Origin of the sequence: Faecalibacillus faecis, assembly GCF_003024675.1 — a bacterium.
In the GTDB taxonomy this organism is placed as follows: Bacteria; Bacillota_I; Bacilli_A; order Erysipelotrichales; family Coprobacillaceae; genus Faecalibacillus; species Faecalibacillus faecis.
On record NZ_PYLP01000003.1, the window covers coordinates 13,937 to 37,598 of the forward strand.

The following is a 23,662-nucleotide window of genomic DNA, read 5'->3' on the forward strand; positions in this document are numbered from 1 at the left end:
GTCTTTTACATTGTGAATAAACTTAAAATATCTTCTTTGGACATTTGTGATAAACCACCACTATTGTTTTCAACAAACATGTCAGCTAATTCCTTTTTGCGTTTTTGTAATTCAATGATCTTTTCTTCAACACTATCTTTCATCACAAGATTAAAGACTTGAACATTATTCTTTTGTCCTATACGATAAGCACGGTCTGTCGCTTGATTTTGAGCAGAAACATTCCACCATGGATCGAAGTGAATAACGACTTCGGCTGAAGTTAAGTTCAAACCTGTTCCTCCTGCTTTAAGAGAGATCAAGAAAAGTGTTGTATCATCTTTTTGGAACCTTGAGACAAGTTCTCTTCTATCTTCTTTATTCGTACTTCCTGTAAGCATATAATACGTAATTCCTGCCTTTTGACACTCTTCGGCAATTAAATCTAAAACAGAAGTAAATGATGAAAAGAGTAATACTTTTTGTTTATTTTCTTGCATTGTTTTAATCAATTCCATACAAGCTTTTAATTTAGAAGAAGGCTGATCAATATTATCATAAACAAGACGTGGTTCTAAACAAAGTTGTCTGAGTCGTGTTAATAGCTTTAAGATTTGCATCTTATCAGAACCTTCTAAATCATAAAGTTCTTGTAATTCTTTATTGGCTTTAGCAAGATTAGCTACATAGATTTTTTCTTCTTCATCATTAAATGGTAAAATCATATTTTGTTCAATTTTATCTGGTAATTCTGTTAAGACTTCTTTTTTATTTCTTCTTAGAATAAATGGTGTGACTAGTTTTTTAAGTTGTTTTGTTTTTTCTTCGTCATTGTTTTTAACAATGTCATTTTCATATTGTTTTTGGAAATAATGATAATTAAATAAGTATTGTGGCATCAAGAAATCAAAGATTGACCATAATTCCGCTAAACTATTTTCAATTGGTGTTCCCGTTAAAGCTAATTTATGTCTTGTTTTTAAGGTTTTAACTGATTGGGCATTTTTAGTTTTTTGGTTTTTGATATATTGTGCTTCATCTAAGATAACATATTCAAATTCAATTCCTTGGTAAAGTTCAAAATCTCTACGCATATAATCATAAGAAGTTACATATAATCCTTGTTTGATTTCTTTAATCAATTCACTTCTTGTTTGCATATTCCCTGTAATACAAGTAACTGGTAATTTTTTAGAGAATTTATGAACCTCATCTTCCCAGTTATAAATAAGGGATGAAGGACAAACAACAAGACTCGGTCTTTTTGTTTCTAAAGAATCTAATAACGTAATAATTTGTAGTGTTTTTCCTAATCCCATATCATCTGCAAGAATACCATTAAAGCCATAATCTTTTAAGGTATGAAGCCACACATACCCTTCTTTTTGATAATCTCTTAAAATATTTTCATAGTCTTTAGAAAGTGGATATTCTTTTTGGTTTGCTGATTTAAAACGATTTAATGTTTCTACAAAAGTTTCTTCTCTATCTAATTCAACATATTCAAAATCCTTTTCTTCATCAATCGCCAACATTCTTTGTTTATTCATAGAGAATTCACCATCATCAATATCTTTGACATCAATATGATAATCATCCATAAATTGACTTAATTCTTCTAAATCAGGTGACTCTAAATAAAGAAGTTCTCCATTTTTTAAACGATAGAATTTCTTCTTACGGCGATATTGATTTAAAACCTCTTGTAATTCTTTCTTTGGTATTTCATGAGAAGAAATATCAAATTTTAAAAGCTCATTTTCAATACGAACACCGACATGTAAATTATAAGAAATCTTCTTTCCTATTCTTTTTAAAGCATCTGATACATAAACATCCCCATATTGTTTTAAATAATCTAAACCTTCAAAAATAAATTCATAGGTTGTTTGACTATTGGTATCTAAATAAGCACGATGTTTTTCTGTATCAATAGATGTTGCATATTTTTCAATATATTTTTCTACTAAATCTTGTTGATAAGTTGTCATCAATTGCTTATTGAAGCCATACACTCTATTTTGATTTTCATCTACATAGACCGGTTGAAAATAAATCATTTGATTATCATCAATATCCCCATAGATTTTAATTTCATCATAGGTTGGTATCTCTTCTTGACCTTGATCGAAGACTTCAAAATATGAAAGAATTGGTAATAAAACATATTTGTAGAAATCATGATATTGTTCCTCTAAAACAATCAGTTGTCCTTCATTTTCGATAATGCTTTCTAAAAAACGGGCAATATTTCCCTCTTCATCAAGAATTATACGTTCCATATAAAACTTTCCATTATTCATTTCATAACGATAACCATGTTTATTTCCAATATACATTTGTTGATTGATACTTACTCTAATGACATAAAAATCTTCTTCTTTATTTATATATAAATGTAGATCAGGTTCTATTTCACCAAAAGAAAGATTATCCTTATTGATTTCATAAAGTTCATCGAGTAAACGTTTATCAATCGGAATATTTCTTTTAATGGGTTCATAGTAATAGTTATAGTCTTCTATATCTTGACTTCTAAAGAAAATAGCTTTTTTCATGAAATCAATTTGTTTTAAGGCATTTTCTGTAAAATTCTTTTCACTGTGGACAAACTCTAATGCTTTACCATATTTATAATTTTCTTGATGATTGATTCGATCAATAAAATCTGTAATGTTTTTGACAACATACTTCTTTTCATTTCCAACTTTATATTCTACATTTATTTCATCACCTTGAAGATAAATAAAAGGTGTTAAATCATATTTTTCATTATTAATAGATAATTGTAATTCTGTTTGATATTGATTTTTACTTAAATCAATGAGACGTGATGAAGTATGGGCTAGTTGTCTAAGTTGTGCTTTTCTTCTTTGTCTTTGATTTTCTTTTTCAATTTCTTTCATTTTTTCTACTTTTTCACTTTGATAATCAAAAGGAAAATCATTGATTTCTAATTCATTAAGTTTCATAATAACAGCCCCTAAATGACCACACATAGAATCTTGATCATTAAATGGACAAGCACATTTATAAGAAACAATTTTATTGTCTTTGATTTCTAATGAACATTTTTGCATGTGATTAAAAACTGAAACTATTGCATCGATATGATAAAGATCATCTTTTAAAGTAATATGCATACTTTCTACATTATCATAGTGATGATATCTTCTGGCAATCTCTAAGTTATTTTTACTTTTTACAACATTTAAATTAATATTAAATTTCAATTTCATCACCTTCTTCTAAACATTCATCTAACATTTCGTGTATTTTCTTTCTTCTTGGAAATTCTTTTTTTATCATATCAACAAATTCTATTTTTGACATTTTTTCTAAATCTCTAAAAAGTTCATAAATGTATCCTTTAAAATAATAATTTGAATTTCCTTTTTCTATATATTTTTTTATACATTCTACATAACCCATTAAATACATTTCTAAACTATATTCTTTAATGATTTCTTTTGTTTGTTCAAAAAGTGTCATATTAGGTCTTTGAAGTAAAACATAGATTAAATATTTAACATCTTGATTTTGTCTAAACATTAAAGCTAATTCATAATCATCATAGATAGGTTTAATTGCATCCATAAAATCTAGTAAATAATCTTCAAACTTAATTCCATAAAATTGTTTTAAATCTTCATAATAAACAGGAATATGCGATGAATTATAATAATCTAATTTAGAATAAATATAATTCAAGTAGGCATCTTCATGTTCAGGATCAAGCAATGAATCAAGTTTTGCCTTGGTTTCTTTTTTTCTAATATTTTGTTCATGTTTTTTATAGTAAAGACGAGCTAGATCTACTTGTTGATGGTCTACATAATACCGTATCATTTCTGTAATATAATCTTCATTATTATTATAAATTTGAATATCATCTAGATATTTTTTCATGTCTAAATGATGATCATTGATAATTTTAAAGTATGTATTTAATAAAGATACTTTTCTTTTCATTAAAAGCACTTCTCTAATAATATCTATTTGATCTTTGACATCTAATTGATAGATAATCATCATAATATAGCTAAATGCATTTTCATATCTTTGATATTTCATATTTTCTTTAAGCCAACGGGTTGTGAGTTCTTTATTATGTGTGCTTGTAAGTAATTTACTATAACCTTGAAACATGATTTGAAGTATTTCATGACAGTAATCTTTAGGATAATTAGAACTTAAGAATTCATCAACGACTCGTTGATAATTGGTAATATGAAAATTTCCTTGTTCATTTAATTGAATAATACGTTTTAAATATTTTTTAAATTCTTGATTGAATTCACGTTTTAACATAAAACTACTATGTGTTCTTCTACGAATATCTTTTAATAAAGCATTGATATCAATATATTGTTGTTCATCTTTAGGAAGTCGATCTTCAATCGCAAAATAAAGTGCTGCTTCATGTTTACAATGTTTTCCTTCTATTGCATAAGGACAATCACACGACGCAGACATGACATCATAATGTTCATCTAAAGTAATTTTAGTATGATAAGCTTCATTTCCTAAAATAATCCCTGTATAGGTTTGGTTATCATATTGATTTACAGAAAAAACTCTATTTTGTTCAAAATAAGCTTTTCCTCTATTTAATATTGTTTCGGTAAAAAATGATTTCATAGGATTCCTCTTTTCGTATTTATTCCATTATACCAAGAAAGAAAAAAGCACAAAACTTAATTTGTGCCTAAAATATATTGATTAATAACTTCTGCAATAGCTCCTTGATTATTCGTTGCCTTTGTGATGATATCACATTCTTTTTTCATTTCTTCAACTGTATTTTGTACACCTACACCAAGACCTGCCACTTTAATCATGGATAAATCATTAAAGTTATCACCTATCGCAATTGTCTCTTTCATATCTACATGTAATAACTCTACAAGGTGCTTTAATCCTTGTCCTTTATTAACTCCTTGATGATTAAATTCAATATAACGATTAGATGAATAACTGACATCTAAATCACCAATTATTTCTTTTAAATCATTTTCAATGCCTTTTAAATATTGATAATCCGTATTCATATACAAGACTTTCACAATTTCTTGTCCCTTTAAAAAATCAATATTATCATCAAAGATTTCAGTGACTTCCATTCTTCCTGCCAAATAATCTTTTTCTTCTTGGACATATTTATAAGCATAAACCATATCTTTTGTATAAACATGAATACAAACGTCATAATCTAAACCTCTTTTATAAAGTTCACTCGCTTTTTCAAAAGAAATTCCTTCAAAATGAAGTAACTTACTTCCTTTATTTTCAGTAATGGCTCCGCCATTATAAGAAATAACATATTCATTTTCTAAATCGTACAATCCTAAATCTTTTAGTGTTCCTCCAACAGTATTAAAGCCTCTTCCTGTTGCTGGAACAAATTTAACTCCTAATTCTTTTGCTTTTTCAATGGCTTCAACATTATCCTTAGAAATAGTACGATCATCACTCAACAATGTTTCATCCAAATCACATGCTATAATTTTATACATAGTATCCCTCTTTTCTTACTTTTATCTTATCAAAAAGGAATTAATATTTTCGTAACTTTCATGATATGAAAGAAATAGAATCAGACAAAATCTGATTCTATTTTAATGAGCTATTTATCATTGGCTTATCGTCATCGTTTTTCATAATAAAGAAAGTATACATATGATAAGGACATTCCTTTAATCCAAATAACATTGCATAGATATTTTCTTCTTCTGTTTCTATTTCCCTATAAGCATCTAAATATTTTTTATAACCTAATATGTTTTCTAAATTATGATAGATTTCTAAACTATATCTTCCATCTACAAATTTATTTTCTTGTTTGAGTTTGTTTTGCATATCTTTTAGATAAGCTTTTTTCCATTGAACAACCTTATCAAAATCTGCTTCCATCCATTTACTAATAACTTTATTTTCTACAATGTGATCAATTTCTAAACGATAAAGCATTTGAAACAATTGATCTTCAACATAATTATTTGTATAAGATTTATTAAAATGAATGTTGAGTTCTCCCTCTTTTTCTTCTAAAGTAATTTCTTTTTGTTTTTCCCATTTTTTTAAACATGCATAAATAAGAATAAATTCATCTTGAGGAAGTTCATTTATTAATGAAAGTAAATAGGTTGTATATTGTAAATCTTGTGGTTGTTTATTATTTGGTTTTATCTTTTTATAGTTAAGTACATGTTTTTTATGATCTTGATAAGGGATTGTTGGAAAATGTGTTTTAGGTCTTTTTTGATAAAAGTAATAAAGAACAATAAGAATCATTACAAAAACAAATAGTAATTCCATAAGATCAGCTCCTTTATCTTATTTTATCAAAAAAATGGAGGAAAATCCTCCATTTTTACTTAATTCTTACAAAATGATCTTTGATATCTTTAACCTTTACGCCTTGTATAACTTCTGCATTTTCATCACTATACTGTGATATAGTGCTATCCTCATCTATTTTATCTTTATAACTAATAACAAAATAGATATCTTTTTCACCATTATTGATCACTAAATAACATTCCTTTTCTTTATCAAACATATGAGTAATATCCACTACCTTATTTTGATAATAGAATAAATATTTATCCTCTTTTTCGTCATAAACAATTTCACTATCATCATTCATACTTTCTGCAAGTTCATCACCACTCATTGGTTCTATTCCTGTAAGTGATCCTTTAAATCCCATGTTTATACCCATATCAACTACATTACCGTCCTCATCTGTTGTATAGAAATGATAAGCATTTTTATCTTCTTCCTTATATTGAACCTTTCTTTTTTCTCCTCGAAACCATACTTCTAATTTACTTTGAATACCTCCTACATCAAAAGCATAAGCTACAGTAAAGGTAGAAAGTAATACAATGAATGAAGTCATAATAGTTACAAGTGGTTTAGAAATTCTTTTTTTGTTTAAATTAACTTCTTTTTGATAGTGAACATGTTTAAATGCTTGTTTATACGCTTCTTTATTCTTCATCGTTCCAGTTCTCCTTAAGTTGTTCTTTTAATAATTGTCTTGCTCTTGAAAGTCTTACTTTGACATTTCCTTCATTTAATTTTAATTGTTGAGCAATTTCTTTGATTGAATAATCTTCATAGTAATACAAATGAATAACAATACTATACTTTGATGGCAAAGCCATCACAGCTTGAAATAATTCTTCATCCTGTGGTGTATCAAAAGGAATAGTAGCCATATAGTCTTCTATCGATACCTGTTTTCTTCGCCAAAACTTTCTTTGAATATCTTTTGCTTTATTAATAGCTACTTTATATAGCCAAGATTGAATATGTTCCTTTGATTCAAAATCTTTTTTATATGTATGATATTTAAGAAAAGTTTCTTGAACAACATCCTCGGCATCATCAGGATCCTTTAAGATGGATAAGCCTATCGCAAAAATACGATCTTTGTATTTTTCAATTACTTTTTCTGTATCTAATTTCATAACATCCTCCTCAAGAGCTCTTTCACTTATAATACGTTTTATAATGAAAAAAGGTAACAAAAAAACACATTATTTTAATGTGCTTTCTAAAAAATATATTTATAATAAACCTCTTGGCGGTCTTTCGGCGGTCTTTCGGCGGTCTTTCGGCGGTCATCTCGGCATATTATAAAAATTATTTTATAATATGCCTTTGATTCTATCACCGTACACTTTATAGTCATAAAATCAAAAACCCCTTGGTTATGTGAACCTAGAGGCTATTTATATATTTTTAATCTACATCATATGCTACTAAATCATCAAAAGTTTGTCTACGAATAACTTCTTTAGAATGACCTTGGTATGTAAAGACAACAGCAGGTTTTGGTAATTGGTTGTAGTTAGAAGACATTGAATAATGATAAGCTCCTGTAGAGAACATTGCAAGAATATCACCTGGTTGAGGATCTTGTAACATAATATCTTTAATCAAAATATCTCCTGATTCACAGTTTTTACCAGCAACTGTTACTAAATGATCTGCTTTTTCTCCTGCTTTATTAGCAATAACAGCATCGTATTTAGCGTTATATAATGATGAACGAATGTTATCTGTCATTCCACCATCAACACTAATATAATCTCTAATATCTCTAATATATTTATAAGAACCTACCGTATATAAAGTAATACCTGCATTACCTACACAATAACGTCCTGGTTCTACCAAGACCATTGGTCGTTTCATATTTCTTCTATCGAAACCTTTATAAATAATATCCATGATTGTGGAAACAACATCATCGAATTCTAGTGGATGATCACTTGCTGTATATTGGATACCAAAACCACCACCAGCATTTAATTTATTAATAACGATTCCAAAGATATCATAGATTTCATAAGCGATATCTACAAATTTATTCATTGCAAGTACATAAGCTTGAATTTCTTCAATTTGACTACCTACGTGACAATGAATTCCATCAAAGTTGATATGTGGTGCATCAATAACTTTTTTAATTGCTTTTAAATATGTATTATCATGACTTGAAAAACCAAATTTTGTATCTTTGGCTCCAACACGGATATAATCATGTCCGCCCGCATAAACACCTGGTGTGATTCTGACTAAACCATTGACCATGACATTTAATTTTGAAGCAATTTCTTCAACAAGTTCAATTTCATAGAAATTATCAATAACGAAGTTTTCTACACCATTTTCTAATGCGTATTGAATTTCTGAAGGTAATTTATTATTTCCATGGAAATAGATTTTTTTAGGATCAAATCCTGCTTTTAAAGCAACAGAGATTTCTCCTGCACTAACACAGTCAATTCCTACTCCATATTCCATAGCTAATTTATAGATTGCTTTACACGAAAATGATTTTGAAGCAAATAATGGTAATGTATTTTCATATTTATCAATCATTTTTGTTTTTAATGTATTAAATTGTTTTCTAATATGCCCTTCTGACATAACATAGAGTGGTGAGCCATATTGTTTTACCAAATCAGTTGCTTTCACATCATCTATGTATAAATCATTTCCCTTAATTTGTGCAAATTCAGTTTGTAAAACCATTTCTTTTCTCCCTAATAAAGTGTTTTTAATGTAAATAAACCAACTTCTTTATCTTGTAAAGCTTTAGCTGCAGCCAAAGCGCCTTGAACAAAAACATCTTTTGATAAAGCTGTATGTTTAATTTCAATAATTTCATCTAATCCTGCAAACATAATTTCATGTTCACCAAAAATTGTTCCACCACGAAGGGCTTGAATACCAATTTCTTCTTTTTTTCTTTTTTCATGAAGTGAACTACGATCATAGACAGGTGTTGTTCCTTGAATTTCATCTTCCATTACTTCATATAAAAGTTTTGCTGTACCTGATGGTGCATCAATTTTTTGATTATGATGTTTTTCTAAGATTTCAATATCATATCCATTATCATAGAATTCTTTAGCAACTTGTCTTAAGATTTTAGTCACCATTTGAATTCCAAAGCTTGTATTATAAGATTGGAAAATAGCAATTTCTTTAGAAGCTTCTTCAATTTTATCTAATTGTTCCTTAGAAAAACCAGTTGTTGCGAAAACAACTTTTGTTTTATTCTTTTTAGCGTAAGCTAAAATATCATCAAGATTGTTTGGATGTGAAAAATCAATAATCACATCCGCACAATCTTGAACTTCTGTTAAATTACTATACATCGCTTCTGGTGCTTTTTCATCAAATTCATAAGAAACCACACCAATTAAATCAAATTCATCTTTTTCTCTTAATTGATGAGCAACTTTCTTACCCATCAAACCATATCCGTATAATAATACTTTCATCCTAATACCCCAATTTTTCAAATTCATCCATTGCATCAAATAATGCTTTTTTATTTTCATCAGTTGTTGTAATTAACGGTAATCTTAAATATTCTCCACAAACACCCATTTTAGCAAGAGCTGCTTTAGGCATGATTGGGTTTACATCAATAAATAATAAACGTGAAATAGGATCTAAAGCATAAGCTAATGGTTGTGCTTCTTTAATATTTCCTTTTAAAATTAATTGTGTTAATTTTTCTACCGCTTCTGGATATAAGTTAGAAGTAACAGAAATAACTCCTTTTCCTCCAGCTGCCATAAATGGAAGAATATTATCATCACATCCTGAATATAAATCAAAGTCTAAATCAGCTGTTTTAGCTAATACTTCCATAGCATAAGCAATATTATCTGTGGCATCTTTCATTGCTTGAATGTTTTTGTGTTTAGCAAGTTCAACAACAGTATCAACCGAAATATTTAATCCTGTTCTTCCTGGTACATTGTATAAAATCATTGGAATATCAACAGCATCAGCAATTGTTGTATAATGTTGAATTAAACCTCTTTGGCTTGTTTTATTGTAGTAAGGTGTTACGACAAGAATCGCATCTGCCCCTTTTTCTTTAGCATAACGTGCTTTCTTTAAAGCTGTTTGTGTATCATTTGAACCAGCTCCACAAATAACTTTAACACCTGTTCCTTTCGCAAGTTCTAGTGTTAGATCTAATAATTTAAATTCATCTTCAATTGTAATGGTTGCTGTTTCACCTGTTGTTCCATTTACAAGTAAAGCTTGTACACCACCATCAATCATTCTTTGAACTTGTTTTTTAAATCCTTCAAAATCAATGTCTCCGTTATCAAACATTGGTAATACAAGTGCAACTGCACTTCCTTCAAAAATTGTCATATTTATTTATCCTCCTTGATATAAAATCTTTCTTTTAATAATTGAATTGCTTGATCTAAATTCTCTTTATCAATAACTAAAGAAATTGTTCTTTTACTTGTCGTAATTTGATAAAAATGAATATTAGCTTGTCCTAAGACATCAAATACTTCAGCTGCTAAACCTGGTGTTGTTTCCACCAATTTTCCCCCAACCGCAACTTTAGCATATTTTCTAATTTGATAAATTTGAATTTGTTTAAATTCATCTTTTAATTTCATGATTGCTTGATTTAGTTTTAATTGGAATTCTTGATCTAATGTAATTTCAATTTGTACAAAATCATCAACAGTAACTTGTGAAATCATGTCTACATTAATTTCTTCATCTTTTAATATAGAAAAGATTTTCGCAATCATTTTAGGATGTTTTGGTACATTTAATAACTTAAGTTGAATAATTTCTTTTTCACAACTTATAGATTCAATAATATCGTTCATAATTTCCTCCCTATATTTTATTCATCCTCTTATAAAAAGTGACAAATAAAAAATTGCAATGAGTATCATTGCAACAAAAAATTCGTTATCAATGATAGCTCCCCATTACCTTTAGATAATGACAGTTGAATAGGTCTTCCCTAGACACCCAAGATTATACCTCATGCAATAGATACAATCTTTCGGCAAGTGCTCCTCCTTCATTACCTTGTTGCATCAAATAATAATAATCTCATAACATCTTGCGCCTCTATCTTTATTTGAATAGATTTTATCACATCTTTAAATAGTATACAATAATAAGCCTTATTATTTTTCATTTAACAGTAATTTTGATATGATGGTTTCAGGAGGTATATTTATGTTATTTATTTGTTATCCAAAATGTTCTACATGTAAAAAAGCTAAAAAATTCTTAACGGATCATCAAATTGAATTTGATGAAAGACATATAGTTGAAGAAAAACTAAATAAAGATGAATTAAAAGCACTTTATTTAAAAAGTGGTTTACCACTTAAAAGATTCTTTAATACGTCAGGTAATCTTTATAAAGAAAAACATTTAAAAGATATTTTACCGACTTTAAGTGAAGAGGAACAATTAGAACTGCTTTCTACTAATGGAATGCTTGTTAAAAGACCTATACTTGAAACGAAAGACAAAGTTCTTGTTGGTTTTAAAGAAGAACAATATAAGGAACTTCTCTAATGCCTGCTGGATATACACATTATTGTTTTGGTAAAGATGTTTATAAACATCTTGATGATCAAAATATTAAAGATTTATTACTTAGAAATGAAAATTGTTTTTTAATTGGTCTTCATGGTCCAGATATTTTCTTTTATGAAAGATGGAATAAAATAGCAAGAAAGATGCATCAAGAAAAAGCCAATACTTTCTTTGAAAAGGCACAAGATATTATTCAAAGTGAAGCACAACTTGCTTATATTCTTGGTTTTATTTGTCATTATTTATTAGATAGTCAAATGCACCCTTATATTAAAAGGATGATTAAAAATACAAATATGGATCATTTTGAAATAGAATCTGATTACGATCGTCTTCTTTTAAAAAGAAATCATCAAGATCCATTGCATAAAGAAATCTATGAACATATTCGCTTTAAAGAAAAAGAAATATGTACTATTCAATCCTTTTTCCCTGAACTATCTTATTTAGATATTAAAAAAGCTCTTAAAGGATTAAAAAGAATTGATCATTTATTAAAAGCCCCTAGCTTTTTAAAAAGGGGGCTTATTTATGGATGTTTCCATCTCACATTCAATTTTCATAAACTCCAAGGTTTAATTATTAACTATCATCATAATAAAGAAATGGAAAAATATAATGATATTCTTGACAAAATCTACCAACAAACCTTAAAAGAAGCTCTTATTTATCTTCCTTTATATATTCAAAACTATAAAAAACACGCTTCTTTACCAGAACGCTACTATCACAACTACAAGTAGTGCATCAAACGATGCACTATTTTTTATAAATCAAAACCATCTTTGAAAGCTTTACCAACATTTTCTCCTAAAACACGATACGTATTATTGATCATATCAAAAGCAATAATTTCCATTTTATCGACATCTATCTTACCATTTTCATCTAAATAATCTTCATCAATAGAAACATTCACAACATTTCCAATTAAGTTTCCATCTTCAAAAGATTCAACAGTACATTCTAAAGTAAGTGGATATTCTTCAATAGTTGGTGCATCTACATATTTTGAAGGTGTTACATGGACACCACTTTTTTCAATCTTATCTTCTTTATTTCCAGAAACAACACCAAAATAATCAGAAATCTTTTCTGTTTTCTTTGTCGCAAAAGATAAAGTAAAAGCTTTCTTTAATTCTAAATTATCTGTTGTTTTATGTTTAGAAAGTGATACATAAACTTGATTATAATCATAAACACCACCCCACGCAGCATTCATAACATTGGCCTTACCATCTTGATCATATGTTGCAAGCATTAAAACAGGTAAAGGCATAAATTGCATTTTATCTCCTAAATCTTTTCTCATATATATAATTCTCCTGTGTATTTCTATTATATCACTTCTTAAATTTGAAACAAATTTGAGACAAATTGAGTAAAAGACTTTGATATAATAAAAGTGTTATCGGACCCTCCTTGAAAGGAGGTGGTATTTCATGGTTTTAAACTTAGTTTGTTCTGTCATGGCAGGCGTAATGACTTATTACATATGCAAAGGGTTAGACAGATTTTTCAAACGATAACTAGCCTCGTGTTAGTGTTCACGCTAAAAAACAAGAAAAGGTTAGAGTTGCCGCTCTAACCTTTTCGTTTTGTGATATTCCATGTTTTTAAACTTCATCAACATTATAGCATTGCATCTTAAGACTATCAACGATAAAAAATATAAACTTTATCATTTTTAATATTCAATAAATAGTTCCTTTTAAATCTTATATTATACCATAATATCTATATTTTCTTAATTCTATTTTAATTATTTTATATCCTATATAATGTTCATATAGAAGAGTTTAAAAATGAGGTAAATAATATGGAAAATAGAAAATTGATTGATAGAGACGAGATATACTTTTTAGTATTTTTTTCTAACTTTTTTATAGGTATGTTATTATTAACAATCAAATACAATTTTGATTCAATTCAAGCATTTTTTGTATTTGCAAATATAGATCCTATTCCATTCTTTTTCCTTTTTATTGTATTTATTGCTTGTCTTTATTATTTTATTAAAATCATAGTCAAAAAACACATTTTAAAAAAAATATAAACTTTATTAAAAATTTTACAGGTTTTATTAAAAGAAATAGTTAATTCATATTTACATGTTAAGGTTCTTATTAAAGAGAAAGAGTTAGAATTGCAGCTCTAACCTTTTCTTTTATGCTTTTAAATTTGTAACAATATTATCAATGACTTTCCCTTTCATTTTTAGTACAATGAAGTCATAAGAAAAAGGAGAAAAGTATGAGTAAAATTGTATTTTTAGATGTCGATGGAACATTAATTGATTATGAAGCAAAATTACCTGCTTCAGCCGCAAAAGCTGTTGATCAAGCTAGAGCTAATGGCCATAAAGTTTATATTTGTACAGGGTGTTCAAAAGCAGAAATATTACAAAGAAATTTATGTGATTTAGATGGAATGATTGGTGGAAATGGTGCTTATGTTGAAGATAATAATCATGTTGTAATGCATCAAGGTTTGTCTAAAGAAGATGTAAAAAATATTGTTGATTGGTGTAATGAAAGACATATTGGTTTTTATTTAGAAGCTAATAGTGGTATGTATTGTAATGATTATATGTTAGAACAAGGACCTGAAACCATGGTAAAATACGCCAAAGGTAAAGGAGCAAGCTTAGAGAATGCCAAAAGTTCTGCTCAACATTTTATTGATGGTTTCATTCATTTACAAGGAGATGAGTTATACCGTGACGATGTTAATAAAATCAGTTTCATTTTAAGAACATATCAAGACCATTTAGATTCTAAAGTAGACTTCCCTCATTTAGTTGCGAATACTTGGGGAGGTAAAGGAGAAGTTGCATTATTTGGTGATTTAGGACCTACAGGTATTACTAAAAGGCATGCTATTGAAGTCCTATTAGATTATTTACATGCTGATCCTAAAGAGACGATTTCTTTTGGTGATGCTAAAATTGACTTGTCGATGTTTGAATGTTGCGCTTATAATGTTGCGATGGGTAATGGTGGTTCTGAAATTAAAGAAGCCGCTGATTATATTACTGATGATGTAAATGAAGATGGTTTATACAATGCCTTTAAATATTTAAAATTAATTTAAAGTTGCTTAAATAAATATTATTTGATAGAATAAATTCATAAAAGGGAGTAGCTTGCCAAGCACTTGGTTCACTTCTTCGTCAGTACAGTTATAAGATTTATAACTCGGAAAGTGATTGAATAGCGAGACTTTTACTGCAATGCAGTAGGAGTCCGCTTTTTTTTATACCTACTGCAAAATAAAAGGAAGGAGTAATCGTTATGATTCAACAAATTATTATTTTATTAGTAGGTTTTATTTTTCTAGTAAAAGGAGCTGATTGGTTTGTAGACGGGGCGGCAAGCATTGCTAAAAAAATGGGTATTCCCCAACTAATCATTGGTCTTACAATTGTTGCTATGGGAACAAGTATGCCTGAAGCTGCTGTAAGTATTACGGCTGCCATGCAACAAAATGCAGGGATTACTATTGGAAATGTGGTAGGTAGTAATATATTAAATATTTTTATTATTTTAGGTATTACAGCCTTGATCACCAATGTAAAAATACAAAAATCAACCATCCGTTATGAAATTCCCTTTATGATTTTTATAACAATCATCCTCATGATCTTTGGTATGACAGATATGAAAATTACTTTTATTGAAGGTGTTTTCCTTTGGATTCTTTTTATTGCTTATCTTGTTTATCTATTTATCATGGCAAGAAATAGTGAAACTCAAGAAGAAGAAAAAGATATTCCCGTTTGGAAATGTCTTCTCTTTATTCTCATTGGAGGAATCCTTGTTGTTAAAGGAAGTGACTTTGCGGTAAGTGGGGCCAGTGCCATTGCTCGTTATTTTGGTATGAGTGAACGCTTTATTGGTTTAACAATTGTTGCTTTTGGAACATCACTTCCTGAACTCGTCACTTCTGTAACAGCTGCAAAACGTGGTAATGCAGGAATTGCGATAGGCAATATTGTAGGAAGCAATATTTTTAATATTCTTTTTGTTATTGGAACAACATCTCTTATTTGTAGCGTTCCTTTTGAAAGTAAGTTTATGATTGATTCTATGATTGCAGTAATAGCTGGATTAGTTCTCTGGTTTGGTACAATGAAACATCAAGAATTAAGGAAACCTTGTGGAATCGTTATGCTTTTATGTTATGGACTTTATTTTATGTATTTGTGTTTGATGTAAATTCTATTTACAAAAAAATTAAATAATAAATTAGAAAATGTAAACGTCTCTCCGTTTACATTTTTTTATATTTCAAAACTTTTTAAAATCAATAAACTAATGGATGTGAGGTGAGGGTGATGATTCAAAGAGAAGAAAAAGTAAGAGAATTACATAACCAAGGTTTCAACTGTGCTCAAGCATTTTTATGTAGTTACCAAGTTCTTTTGCTAAGTGATCTTTATCTAACTCATGCCCTTGGGCAAGCCATTTTTTAACAATAGCAATAACTTCTCCTGATTCACCACATAGACCCATTGCACTATAAATCAAAATATCCTTTTTATCTAATTCCTTATTTAAAGTTGACATAGCTAGTTTTTGATATTCATTTATTTTCATTAAAATCTATATTGTTATAACCTGTTCCAGTTTCACAAATTAATTTTACAGAATCTGGAAATTGACGTATCATCTCTCCACTCACTTCCATCTCTTTAGTAATTATTATATTAGCATTTTGAATCATTTCTAAAAGCTGTTGAGGGGTTGTATCATCGTATACTGTTAAATCAGATGATAGTATTGATAAATCTAATTTTCCATCAAAATTCATTTTTTTTGGTATTTAATAAAACACATTTGTTGTTCATAAATAATCCTCCTAAATATTAAAAGAAAGCAATTCCTTTTTTTTACACCTATAATAAATTAATCCTATTAAATCTGCAAGTGCCCATCCAATAGGAACAGACCACCAAATACCAGTAACACCAATCGCTGGAATTGCTGATAAAACATAAGCTAACACAACACGTGTCCCTAAAGAAAATATTGTAAGAACGACACTCATACCAGGTTTCCCTAAAGCACGATACAAACCATACAACAAAAACAAACAACCAATTCCACAATAAAAGGCACCTTCAATTTTTAAATACTTGACACCTTCCATAATAATTTCTGTTTCTTTTGCATCTATAAAAATAGTCATTAAATCTTTAGCAAAAATACATACAATAGTTGAAATAATTATGCAAAATCCCATAGAAAGACAAACTGCTGATTTTAATCCTGATTGAATACGCATTTTTTCTTTTGCACCATAGTTTTGAGCAATAAAAGTAGAAAATGCATTTCCAAAATCTTGTACTGGCATATATGCAAAAGCATCAATTTTAACAGCAGCAGCAAATGCTGCCATAACTACAGTTCCAAAACTATTCACTAACCCTTGTACCATTAAAATACCTAAATTCATTACTGATTGTTGAATACATGTAAGAACTGAAAACGAAATCACTTTATGAACCCTCTTTAAATGAAAATATTGTAATTTCATAATTGCTCGTACTTGTATATTTTTTATAAGTGAGTAAATACTGATGCCAATACCTGAAAGATATTGGGAAATCACCGTAGCAATAGCTGCACCTTCAACTCCTAATTTTAATACAATTACAAAAAATAAATCTAATATAATATTAAGTATTGCCGAAATAGCTAAAAATATAAGTGGAATCATTGAATTACCAATAGCTCTTAAATAAGAAGCAAAATAGTTATATAAAAAAATAGCGGGTATTCCTATAAAAATAATAATAAGATAGCCTTTCATATCTCCCCACACTTCATGTGGAACATGTAAAAAAACAGAAAGCTGATTAAGAAAAATATAAGATATTACTGTTAGTATAAACGTGATGAGTGCAATAAAGAAAAATGATGCACATACATCTTCCCGTAATCCTTTTTCATCTTTTTGTCCATATCTAATTGAAAACAACGCTCCACTTCCCATACATAAACCAAGGATTATAGATGTTATAAATGTCATTAAGGTAAACGATGAGCCAACACTTGCTAGAGCATTTTTACCAAGAAATTGACCAACAATCAATGTATCAACAATGTTATAACATTGTTGAAGTAAATCACCTAAAATCATTGGAATTGAAAAAAGAAGCATAGACTTTAAAACTGAACCTTTTGTTAAATCTCTATTCATCTTCTTGTATCCCTTTCGTAATATTTATCTTACGTTTCGTAAGTATTATAATCAAATATTTATTTTCAGTCAATATCTCTAATTTTTAAAAGATTTACTTATAATACGGAGCATGATAGTATTAAATAAATGATTAACGGAGGAATGATTATGTATTTAAATGGACTTGATGAATTAGATCAAAAAATTGTTCAATTATTAATAAAAAATGCACGTCTTTCTTACTCGGATATTGGAAAAGAGGTAGGGATTTCTAGAGTTGCTGTAAAAGCTAGAATTCAAGCATTAGAAAAAAAAGGGGTTATTGAAGAATATACAACAATTATCAATCCTCAAAAAATCAGTGGCGCTATATCTTGTTATTTTGAAATTGAAACATTGTCAAATTCGTTTACTGATGTTATAGAAATATTAAATCAAAATAATATTGTTACTCAAATTTATCGTGTTACAGGAAAAAACAAATTACATGTACATGCTGTTGCTGCTTCTAATAGTGAAATGGAACATTTCTTACATACTACTATTGATACGTTACCAGGGGTTACTAGTTGTAGTTGTAATATTATTCTCTCACGTATTAAAGATATTAAAGGATTACGTTTATAATTATATATCATCTTTTTTAATTAAGGAGTTATTTGAAAATCTATTAAGCTCTAGAAATAGTCATTTAGTAGGTTTTTCCAACACATCATATTATGTCAATCATCCATGTCATCGTATTGTCAGAAAACTTGTGCCAATGCGAGAATAAAAAAAGCTGTAAAGAAATATCATTAAGTTAAGGATAGACATATTTCTATGTTCTGTTCTTTTTCACAAATATATGACACTGTTAATACATTTTTTGGTGAATTTAACGTTCTATCAATAAGTTCATATTTTTCTCTTACTGTTTGTTTTTCAATTGTTTTGTAATTTGTTTTCTGTTGATAGATCTCACTCTTTTTAAAAAATCATTCTCCTGTTGGAGAACTTTGTTCTTATTCCAGTTGTTCTTCTAAAGATAAGTCTTTGGTAGATGGTCTACTACAATTTTTGCTTCTTGTGTCTTTGAAGCCATCTTCTCTTACAACCTTTTTAACGATTCGTAAAATTATTTCGTCTTCTTAATCCCAAAACATAGGGATCAAATCCATATTTTTTAAATATCTCTATTGGCTGCATCCTATTTTGATAATCAATCCAATTCAAGCAGAAGTTCTTTAAATTCTTCTGAATAGGTTATGCTTTTATTACATAGGGATTTTCTTCTGATAAACTAAGCTGTTCATCTGTCAAATAATTAACTCCCATAAATACACCACCATTTCTCTAATAATCATAATACACAAAATAAAAGCCCTGTAAAACAGGACTAAGCACCAAAGTACTTTTTTCTTGTGTCCGTTTTACAGGGTCCATTTTAAAAATCTCTCTCTTTTTTTTTAAAGATTTGATTATATTAAACAATTAAAATGTTAATGTATACAAGGAAGGAAAATCACATTTTCATCATGTTAATTAATAACAAATCCATATTTTAACGGATCATCTTCATCTATTAAAAATGTACTATATCCATCAATATAGGCTACTCCCGTAATACTTGATATAATAGCTTTATATTTATCTATTTTAGTTTCTTCTATTACTCTTCCTTTAAAAGAAACCCCAGTAAAGCTTTGATTAATAAATGTTTCATTTAACTTTAATTTATTTGTGTTATACATATATGCAAGTTTTGCACAAGTTCCTGTACCACATGGGGAACGATCAATCATGCCTTCTTCACTAATAACAATATTTTTTTGTCCATCATCTGTCTTATGATAAAATTCTACATTAACCACTCGATTTATCGGTAAAGTAGGGTGCTTCACATCATATTTTTCGTTAATCTGTCTCAATAAATTTACTCCAAGTTCTTTAAATTTATTTGCATTATTAATATTGATTTCTATGTCTAATTGATCAGCATCTACCAAAGCAAAAAATGATCCTGAATAACTAATATCAAAGTGGATATTATTTACGAGACAATTTTCTTCAAATAAGAAAGAAGGAATATTTTCAAAAGAAACACTTTTTGTCTTTCCATCTTCAACTTCTACATCTACATGAATAAGTCCAGCTGGCATTTCTAAAGTTAAATGAGTTACAGGTTCTACAACTTTAACTAGATTTTCATTAACCAATGTCATAGATACTCCGATAGTAGCATGCCCACACATATTTATCCATCGGTTGGCATCCATGTAAATGACACCTATATCCGCTTCCTTAGAAATTGGTTCTACTAGAAGTGCTCCAACCATATCTTTATGACCTCTAGGTTCACACATAAGTGCTGATCGATATTAATCATAATTATTTTCTAAATACTCTTTATATTCCATCATAGATTTTGCTTTATGCTTAGGAAAACCTTCAGTAACAATACGTGTAGGTTCTCCTAAAGTATGTGTTTCAATCGTCTTAAAACAAATTGCTTTTTTATTCATCAAAGACACACGCTCCATTCGATTCAATTAATTTTTTATAATAATAGAATGAGTCTTTTCTTTGTCTTTCTAACGTTCCATTTCCAGCATTATCCAAATCTACATAAATGAACCCATAACGTTTTTTCATTTCTCCTGTTGAAGCACTTACTAAATCAATAGGTCCCCACCAAGTATAGCCAAATAAGTCTACACCATCATCAATCGCTTGTTTCATTGCTTTTGTATGTGCTTTTAAATATTCAATACGATAAGGATCATGAACTTTACCATCTTCACTCACTTCATCAATTGCACCTAATCCATTTTCTGCAATAAATAATGGTATATGATAACGTCCATAAATTTCATTTAATACCCAACGTAATCCATCAGGATCAAAAGCCCAACCCCATTCTGATTTTTTTAAATAGGGATTTGCAGCTCCTAAATTAAAGTTTCCTGAATCTGTATCAACTTTTTGATCTAAGCAATCTGTTCCAGAAGTATAGTAACTTAATGAATAGAAGTCCACAGTTCCTTCTTTGAGAATTTTTTTATCTTGTTCTGTGATTTCTAGTGTTACACCTTTTTCTTTTAAGAAGCTTTTTGTAAAGTAAGAGTATTCACCTCTTACTTGCACATCTCCACAATACCATAGTTTACGCATTGAGTTTTGTGCAGCTAAAATATTAATTGGATTACAAGAATATGGATAATGTGCATCCGATGCTATCATACAACCAATTTTATTTGATGGATCAATTTCATGTCCTGCTTTAACCACTAAAGCACTAGCTAAAAATTGGTTATGTAATGCCGCAAAACGTTTATTTTGTTTTTCTTTAGACATTGAATCATCACTTACATTATTAATATCAATTACCGTTGTTTGATTTGATAAGATACCTGCACCATAAACATCACCAAAATAGTTCATTGTCATATTAATTTCATTAAATGTAATCCAATAATGAACTAAACCTTTATATTCATTAAATAAAGTTTTAGCATACTTAACATAAGCACCAATTGTATCTTTACATAACCAACCATCTTGTTTAATAGCTAATGCCATTGGTGTATCATGATGCATAATTGATACTAATGGTTCTATTCCATATTTGTGACATTCATTAAATACATCTCTATAAAAATCTAATCCCTTTTGATTTGGTTTTTCATCATCTCCATTTGGGAAAATTCTCGCCCATGAAACTGACATTCTATAGACTTTAAATCCCATTTCAGCAAATAATTTAATATCTTCTTTATAACGATGGTAATGATCAATACCTATTTTTGCAGGATAATAAACTCCTGATTCTTCTTTCGTTGTTAATTTTCTAGGATTTCTACGTGTTCCTGCTGTTAATAAATCAGTTATCGCAAATCCTTTTCCATCTTCATTCCATGCTCCTTCACATTGGTAAGCTGCTGTTGCACCTCCCCATAAAAAGCCTTTTGGGAATTCATTATTATTCATAAGCATTATCCTTTCTGACTAACAAATTTTTCTACACCTAATTTTAAACGATTTAATCCTTCATGTAATATTCCTTTACTTGTAGCTATACAAATTCGAACATGTCCTTCAGATTGATTACCAAAATAATTATGTCCGCCTGGAACAACTGAAAGCTTAACTTCTTTCTTTAAGAAATCAACTAATTCAACTGCTGTACAGTTTAAATCTTTAATATCTACATATAACAAATAAGTTGCTTTAGGTCTATATGCATGTAATTGAGGAATATTGTTATTAATAAAGTTTACCGCATAGTCTCTATTTTCTGTTAAATGTTTTATAAATTCTTTTCCCCAGTCTCTAGAATCATTCATTGCCGCAATGGCAGCTACTTGAGAAATTGAAGTTGCACCTCCTGCAGTAGACATAACATCACTTGCTTCTACCAATTTATCAAATGCATCATCATTTGTAGTATAAACACATCCCACTCTAAGACCTGCTAGTCCAAAACTTTTTGAATAACCAAATACAGACATAACTCGGTGACATCGTTCATTTCCTAAACAATAAATACTTTCAAATTTTGCATCTGGATAAACAATATCTGACCAAATTTCATCATTCATAATATAAAGATCATATTTTTCACAAAGTGACATAATATAATCTAATTCTTCTTTTGTATAAGTCAATCCATAAGGATTATGTGGATTACATAATCCTATCATTTTTGTTTTCTCAGTAATACAACTTTCTAATTTAGAAAGATCCATTTTTCTTTTTTTTTCATCAATTCCACAAGAATAATATACTGGTGTTGCTCCTGCTGCTAAGCATGATTCTCTAAATAAAAAATCACAAGGATCAAAAACAATCATTTCATCTCCAGGTTTTAAAAATGCTTTTGCTACAATATACATTGCTCGTGCTGCGCTATCTACCGGTAATACATTTTTTGATGGAATATTTTCATTCTTTAAATCTTTAACATAATTCGATAAAGCAATTTTAAAATCATCAAATCCTGTTTTTGGTGTGTATGAAAAATACCCATCAGAAATATAATCTAGCATTGCTTGTTTTACCATAGGTGGACAAGGAAAATCAGGATCTGCAGCTGTTAATGGAATAACTCCTTCCTCAACTTCTGCCCAACGCAAATTGTACGCTTTTCTTTTTAATACATTTAAATTTACATTTTCATCATCAAAAAATGACATATATTCATCTCCTATCTTCTAAATTTGGCAGGAATATATTCCTGCCAAATAAGTAATTATTTATTTTCTAATTTTTTAAATCTTTTATCAATAACTTCAAACAAATCAACTAAATGCATTGCTACATTTAATTCACTACTTGCACACATACATGTATCTTGTGCATGAGAGAATAATATTGAATATTCTAATTCTTCTCCACGAGATTCTGCTTGTAAAGCATCTGTTTGTACTTGATGAGCTTGTACAATAGCTTCATTTGCTTGCTTTAATAATTCTTTTGCATTTTCTATATCAAATGTATCCAAAGCTTTTAAAGCATCCATTGTTTTTTCTCTAGCATCTCCTGCATGTAAAATAATCTTCATTGCTGTTTGTGCGTGTTCTAAATTCATTTTATTCCCTCATTTCTA

The 23,662-nt window shown here is 28.8% G+C and carries 25 protein-coding genes and 1 riboswitch; of the genes, 6 read left to right on the top strand and 19 right to left on the bottom strand.

Annotated features, from left to right (window positions below):
* Positions 1-5: 5 nt before the first annotated feature.
* The 10 genes from C7U55_RS03470 to C7U55_RS03515 all read right to left on the bottom strand — a co-directional run bounded on the left by C7U55_RS03470 (position 6) and on the right by C7U55_RS03515 (position 11,159).
* Positions 6-3,218, bottom strand: coding sequence for a DEAD/DEAH box helicase (locus C7U55_RS03470; protein WP_239985148.1), 3,213 nt, complete (start codon positions 3,216-3,218; stop codon positions 6-8).
* Positions 3,202-4,620: an SWIM zinc finger family protein gene (locus C7U55_RS03475; protein WP_106987373.1), complete on the bottom strand. Its 1,419-nt coding sequence runs from the start codon at positions 4,618-4,620 to the stop codon at positions 3,202-3,204. Before C7U55_RS03475 ends, C7U55_RS03470 begins: the two co-directional genes overlap by 17 nt.
* A gap of 56 nt (positions 4,621-4,676) precedes the next feature.
* The gene (locus C7U55_RS03480; RefSeq protein WP_106987374.1) at positions 4,677-5,495 is read right to left on the bottom strand and encodes a Cof-type HAD-IIB family hydrolase; all 819 of its coding nucleotides are present in this window, start codon (positions 5,493-5,495) and stop codon (positions 4,677-4,679) included.
* A gap of 97 nt (positions 5,496-5,592) precedes the next feature.
* A complete protein-coding gene (locus C7U55_RS03485; RefSeq protein ID WP_106987375.1) occupies positions 5,593-6,297 on the bottom strand; it encodes a hypothetical protein in 705 nt (234 codons plus the stop codon).
* Between the two features lie 55 nt (positions 6,298-6,352).
* Positions 6,353-6,985, bottom strand: a complete 633-nt coding sequence (locus C7U55_RS03490) for a hypothetical protein (RefSeq protein WP_106987376.1) — start codon at positions 6,983-6,985, stop codon at positions 6,353-6,355.
* Complete coding sequence (locus C7U55_RS03495; RefSeq protein ID WP_106987377.1) at positions 6,975-7,457, bottom strand: RNA polymerase sigma factor; 483 nt, start codon at positions 7,455-7,457, stop codon at positions 6,975-6,977. Before C7U55_RS03495 ends, C7U55_RS03490 begins: the two co-directional genes overlap by 11 nt.
* Positions 7,458-7,731: 274 nt before the next feature.
* On the bottom strand, positions 7,732-9,030 hold the full coding sequence (lysA, locus tag C7U55_RS03500) for a diaminopimelate decarboxylase (RefSeq protein ID WP_106987378.1): 1,299 nt from the start codon (positions 9,028-9,030) through the stop codon (positions 7,732-7,734).
* Positions 9,031-9,041: 11 nt separating this feature from the next.
* The gene (dapB, locus tag C7U55_RS03505) at positions 9,042-9,785 is read right to left on the bottom strand and encodes a 4-hydroxy-tetrahydrodipicolinate reductase (protein WP_106987379.1); all 744 of its coding nucleotides are present in this window, start codon (positions 9,783-9,785) and stop codon (positions 9,042-9,044) included.
* A gap of 1 nt (position 9,786) precedes the next feature.
* Positions 9,787-10,680 (bottom strand): 4-hydroxy-tetrahydrodipicolinate synthase, encoded by an 894-nt coding sequence (dapA, locus tag C7U55_RS03510; protein ID WP_106987380.1) that lies wholly within the window; start codon positions 10,678-10,680, stop codon positions 9,787-9,789.
* A gap of 2 nt (positions 10,681-10,682) precedes the next feature.
* A complete protein-coding gene (locus tag C7U55_RS03515; RefSeq protein ID WP_106987381.1) occupies positions 10,683-11,159 on the bottom strand; it encodes an ACT domain-containing protein in 477 nt (158 codons plus the stop codon).
* A gap of 87 nt (positions 11,160-11,246) precedes the next feature.
* Positions 11,247-11,420, bottom strand: a riboswitch (Lysine riboswitch).
* Positions 11,421-11,520: 100 nt separating this feature from the next.
* Here C7U55_RS03515 and C7U55_RS03520 point away from each other — a divergent pair.
* Complete coding sequence (locus tag C7U55_RS03520; RefSeq protein WP_106987382.1) at positions 11,521-11,868, top strand: Spx/MgsR family RNA polymerase-binding regulatory protein; 348 nt, start codon at positions 11,521-11,523, stop codon at positions 11,866-11,868.
* A complete protein-coding gene (locus tag C7U55_RS03525) occupies positions 11,868-12,632 on the top strand; it encodes a zinc dependent phospholipase C family protein (RefSeq protein WP_106987383.1) in 765 nt (254 codons plus the stop codon). Before C7U55_RS03520 ends, C7U55_RS03525 begins: the two co-directional genes overlap by 1 nt.
* A gap of 23 nt (positions 12,633-12,655) precedes the next feature.
* Here the strand turns inward: C7U55_RS03525 and C7U55_RS03530 are convergent, their stop codons facing one another.
* On the bottom strand, positions 12,656-13,201 hold the full coding sequence (locus C7U55_RS03530; RefSeq protein WP_106987384.1) for a flavin reductase family protein: 546 nt from the start codon (positions 13,199-13,201) through the stop codon (positions 12,656-12,658).
* 507 nt (positions 13,202-13,708) lie between these two features.
* Here C7U55_RS03530 and C7U55_RS03535 point away from each other — a divergent pair.
* The 3 genes from C7U55_RS03535 to C7U55_RS03545 all read left to right on the top strand — a co-directional run bounded on the left by C7U55_RS03535 (position 13,709) and on the right by C7U55_RS03545 (position 16,106).
* Positions 13,709-13,945 (top strand): hypothetical protein, encoded by a 237-nt coding sequence (locus tag C7U55_RS03535; RefSeq protein WP_106987385.1) that lies wholly within the window; start codon positions 13,709-13,711, stop codon positions 13,943-13,945.
* 197 nt (positions 13,946-14,142) lie between these two features.
* Entirely contained in the window at positions 14,143-14,982 is an 840-nt protein-coding gene (locus C7U55_RS03540) for an HAD family hydrolase (protein ID WP_106987386.1), read from the top strand.
* Positions 14,983-15,182: 200 nt separating this feature from the next.
* A complete protein-coding gene (locus C7U55_RS03545) occupies positions 15,183-16,106 on the top strand; it encodes a calcium/sodium antiporter (protein WP_106987387.1) in 924 nt (307 codons plus the stop codon).
* Between the two features lie 165 nt (positions 16,107-16,271).
* On the opposite strand, the gene C7U55_RS03550 is transcribed toward C7U55_RS03545, so the two are convergent.
* Genes C7U55_RS03550 through C7U55_RS03560 form a run of 3 tightly spaced genes read right to left on the bottom strand, consistent with a single transcriptional unit; the run spans position 16,272 to position 18,093 of the window.
* Entirely contained in the window at positions 16,272-16,487 is a 216-nt protein-coding gene (locus C7U55_RS03550; RefSeq protein ID WP_204638391.1) for a nucleoside triphosphate pyrophosphohydrolase family protein, read from the bottom strand.
* Positions 16,474-16,701 carry a Rossmann-fold NAD(P)-binding domain-containing protein gene (locus C7U55_RS03555; RefSeq protein WP_204638392.1) on the bottom strand — a complete coding sequence of 76 codons (228 nt, stop codon included), beginning with the start codon at positions 16,699-16,701 and terminating at the stop codon, positions 16,474-16,476. Before C7U55_RS03555 ends, C7U55_RS03550 begins: the two co-directional genes overlap by 14 nt.
* Before the next feature lie 48 nt (positions 16,702-16,749).
* Entirely contained in the window at positions 16,750-18,093 is a 1,344-nt protein-coding gene (locus tag C7U55_RS03560; RefSeq protein ID WP_106987388.1) for an MATE family efflux transporter, read from the bottom strand.
* Positions 18,094-18,243: 150 nt separating this feature from the next.
* Here C7U55_RS03560 and C7U55_RS03565 point away from each other — a divergent pair, with 150 nt between their 5' ends.
* Positions 18,244-18,702: an Lrp/AsnC family transcriptional regulator gene (locus tag C7U55_RS03565; protein WP_106987389.1), complete on the top strand. Its 459-nt coding sequence runs from the start codon at positions 18,244-18,246 to the stop codon at positions 18,700-18,702.
* 893 nt (positions 18,703-19,595) lie between these two features.
* Here C7U55_RS03565 and C7U55_RS03570 read toward each other — a convergent pair.
* The 5 genes from C7U55_RS03570 to C7U55_RS03585 are packed head-to-tail and all read right to left on the bottom strand — an operon-like array spanning position 19,596 to position 23,644.
* The gene (locus tag C7U55_RS03570; protein ID WP_318025905.1) at positions 19,596-20,420 is read right to left on the bottom strand and encodes a proline racemase family protein; all 825 of its coding nucleotides are present in this window, start codon (positions 20,418-20,420) and stop codon (positions 19,596-19,598) included.
* Between the two features lie 15 nt (positions 20,421-20,435).
* Entirely contained in the window at positions 20,436-20,579 is a 144-nt protein-coding gene (locus tag C7U55_RS14175) for a proline racemase family protein (protein WP_317233022.1), read from the bottom strand.
* Positions 20,572-22,044 carry a glycoside hydrolase family 1 protein gene (locus tag C7U55_RS03575; protein ID WP_048924278.1) on the bottom strand — a complete coding sequence of 491 codons (1,473 nt, stop codon included), beginning with the start codon at positions 22,042-22,044 and terminating at the stop codon, positions 20,572-20,574. Before C7U55_RS03575 ends, C7U55_RS14175 begins: the two co-directional genes overlap by 8 nt.
* A gap of 5 nt (positions 22,045-22,049) precedes the next feature.
* On the bottom strand, positions 22,050-23,249 hold the full coding sequence (locus C7U55_RS03580; RefSeq protein ID WP_106987390.1) for a pyridoxal phosphate-dependent aminotransferase: 1,200 nt from the start codon (positions 23,247-23,249) through the stop codon (positions 22,050-22,052).
* A gap of 56 nt (positions 23,250-23,305) precedes the next feature.
* On the bottom strand, positions 23,306-23,644 hold the full coding sequence (locus tag C7U55_RS03585; RefSeq protein ID WP_032091060.1) for a PTS lactose/cellobiose transporter subunit IIA: 339 nt from the start codon (positions 23,642-23,644) through the stop codon (positions 23,306-23,308).
* Positions 23,645-23,662: the final 18 nt, after the last annotated feature.

Bases quoted from the DNA above. Each gene is read 5' to 3' on its own strand.
- C7U55_RS03470 (WP_239985148.1), bottom strand. From the start codon at position 3,218: ATGAAATTGAAATTTAATATTAATTTAAATGTTGTAAAAAGTAAAAAT.
- C7U55_RS03475 (WP_106987373.1), bottom strand. From the start codon at position 4,620: ATGAAATCATTTTTTACCGAAACAATATTAAATAGAGGAAAAGCTTAT.
- C7U55_RS03480 (WP_106987374.1), bottom strand. From the start codon at position 5,495: ATGTATAAAATTATAGCATGTGATTTGGATGAAACATTGTTGAGTGAT.
- C7U55_RS03485 (WP_106987375.1), bottom strand. From the start codon at position 6,297: ATGGAATTACTATTTGTTTTTGTAATGATTCTTATTGTTCTTTATTAC.
- C7U55_RS03490 (WP_106987376.1), bottom strand. From the start codon at position 6,985: ATGAAGAATAAAGAAGCGTATAAACAAGCATTTAAACATGTTCACTAT.
- C7U55_RS03495 (WP_106987377.1), bottom strand. From the start codon at position 7,457: ATGAAATTAGATACAGAAAAAGTAATTGAAAAATACAAAGATCGTATT.
- lysA (WP_106987378.1), bottom strand. From the start codon at position 9,030: ATGGTTTTACAAACTGAATTTGCACAAATTAAGGGAAATGATTTATAC.
- dapB (WP_106987379.1), bottom strand. From the start codon at position 9,785: ATGAAAGTATTATTATACGGATATGGTTTGATGGGTAAGAAAGTTGCT.
- dapA (WP_106987380.1), bottom strand. From the start codon at position 10,680: ATGACAATTTTTGAAGGAAGTGCAGTTGCACTTGTATTACCAATGTTT.
- C7U55_RS03515 (WP_106987381.1), bottom strand. From the start codon at position 11,159: ATGAACGATATTATTGAATCTATAAGTTGTGAAAAAGAAATTATTCAA.
- C7U55_RS03520 (WP_106987382.1), top strand. From the start codon at position 11,521: ATGTTATTTATTTGTTATCCAAAATGTTCTACATGTAAAAAAGCTAAA.
- C7U55_RS03525 (WP_106987383.1), top strand. From the start codon at position 11,868: ATGCCTGCTGGATATACACATTATTGTTTTGGTAAAGATGTTTATAAA.
- C7U55_RS03530 (WP_106987384.1), bottom strand. From the start codon at position 13,201: ATGAGAAAAGATTTAGGAGATAAAATGCAATTTATGCCTTTACCTGTT.
- C7U55_RS03535 (WP_106987385.1), top strand. From the start codon at position 13,709: ATGGAAAATAGAAAATTGATTGATAGAGACGAGATATACTTTTTAGTA.
- C7U55_RS03540 (WP_106987386.1), top strand. From the start codon at position 14,143: ATGAGTAAAATTGTATTTTTAGATGTCGATGGAACATTAATTGATTAT.
- C7U55_RS03545 (WP_106987387.1), top strand. From the start codon at position 15,183: ATGATTCAACAAATTATTATTTTATTAGTAGGTTTTATTTTTCTAGTA.
- C7U55_RS03550 (WP_204638391.1), bottom strand. From the start codon at position 16,487: ATGAAAATAAATGAATATCAAAAACTAGCTATGTCAACTTTAAATAAG.
- C7U55_RS03555 (WP_204638392.1), bottom strand. From the start codon at position 16,701: ATGAATTTTGATGGAAAATTAGATTTATCAATACTATCATCTGATTTA.
- C7U55_RS03560 (WP_106987388.1), bottom strand. From the start codon at position 18,093: ATGAATAGAGATTTAACAAAAGGTTCAGTTTTAAAGTCTATGCTTCTT.
- C7U55_RS03565 (WP_106987389.1), top strand. From the start codon at position 18,244: ATGTATTTAAATGGACTTGATGAATTAGATCAAAAAATTGTTCAATTA.
- C7U55_RS03570 (WP_318025905.1), bottom strand. From the start codon at position 20,420: ATGTGTGAACCTAGAGGTCATAAAGATATGGTTGGAGCACTTCTAGTA.
- C7U55_RS14175 (WP_317233022.1), bottom strand. From the start codon at position 20,579: ATGAATAAAAAAGCAATTTGTTTTAAGACGATTGAAACACATACTTTA.
- C7U55_RS03575 (WP_048924278.1), bottom strand. From the start codon at position 22,044: ATGAATAATAATGAATTCCCAAAAGGCTTTTTATGGGGAGGTGCAACA.
- C7U55_RS03580 (WP_106987390.1), bottom strand. From the start codon at position 23,249: ATGTCATTTTTTGATGATGAAAATGTAAATTTAAATGTATTAAAAAGA.
- C7U55_RS03585 (WP_032091060.1), bottom strand. From the start codon at position 23,644: ATGAATTTAGAACACGCACAAACAGCAATGAAGATTATTTTACATGCA.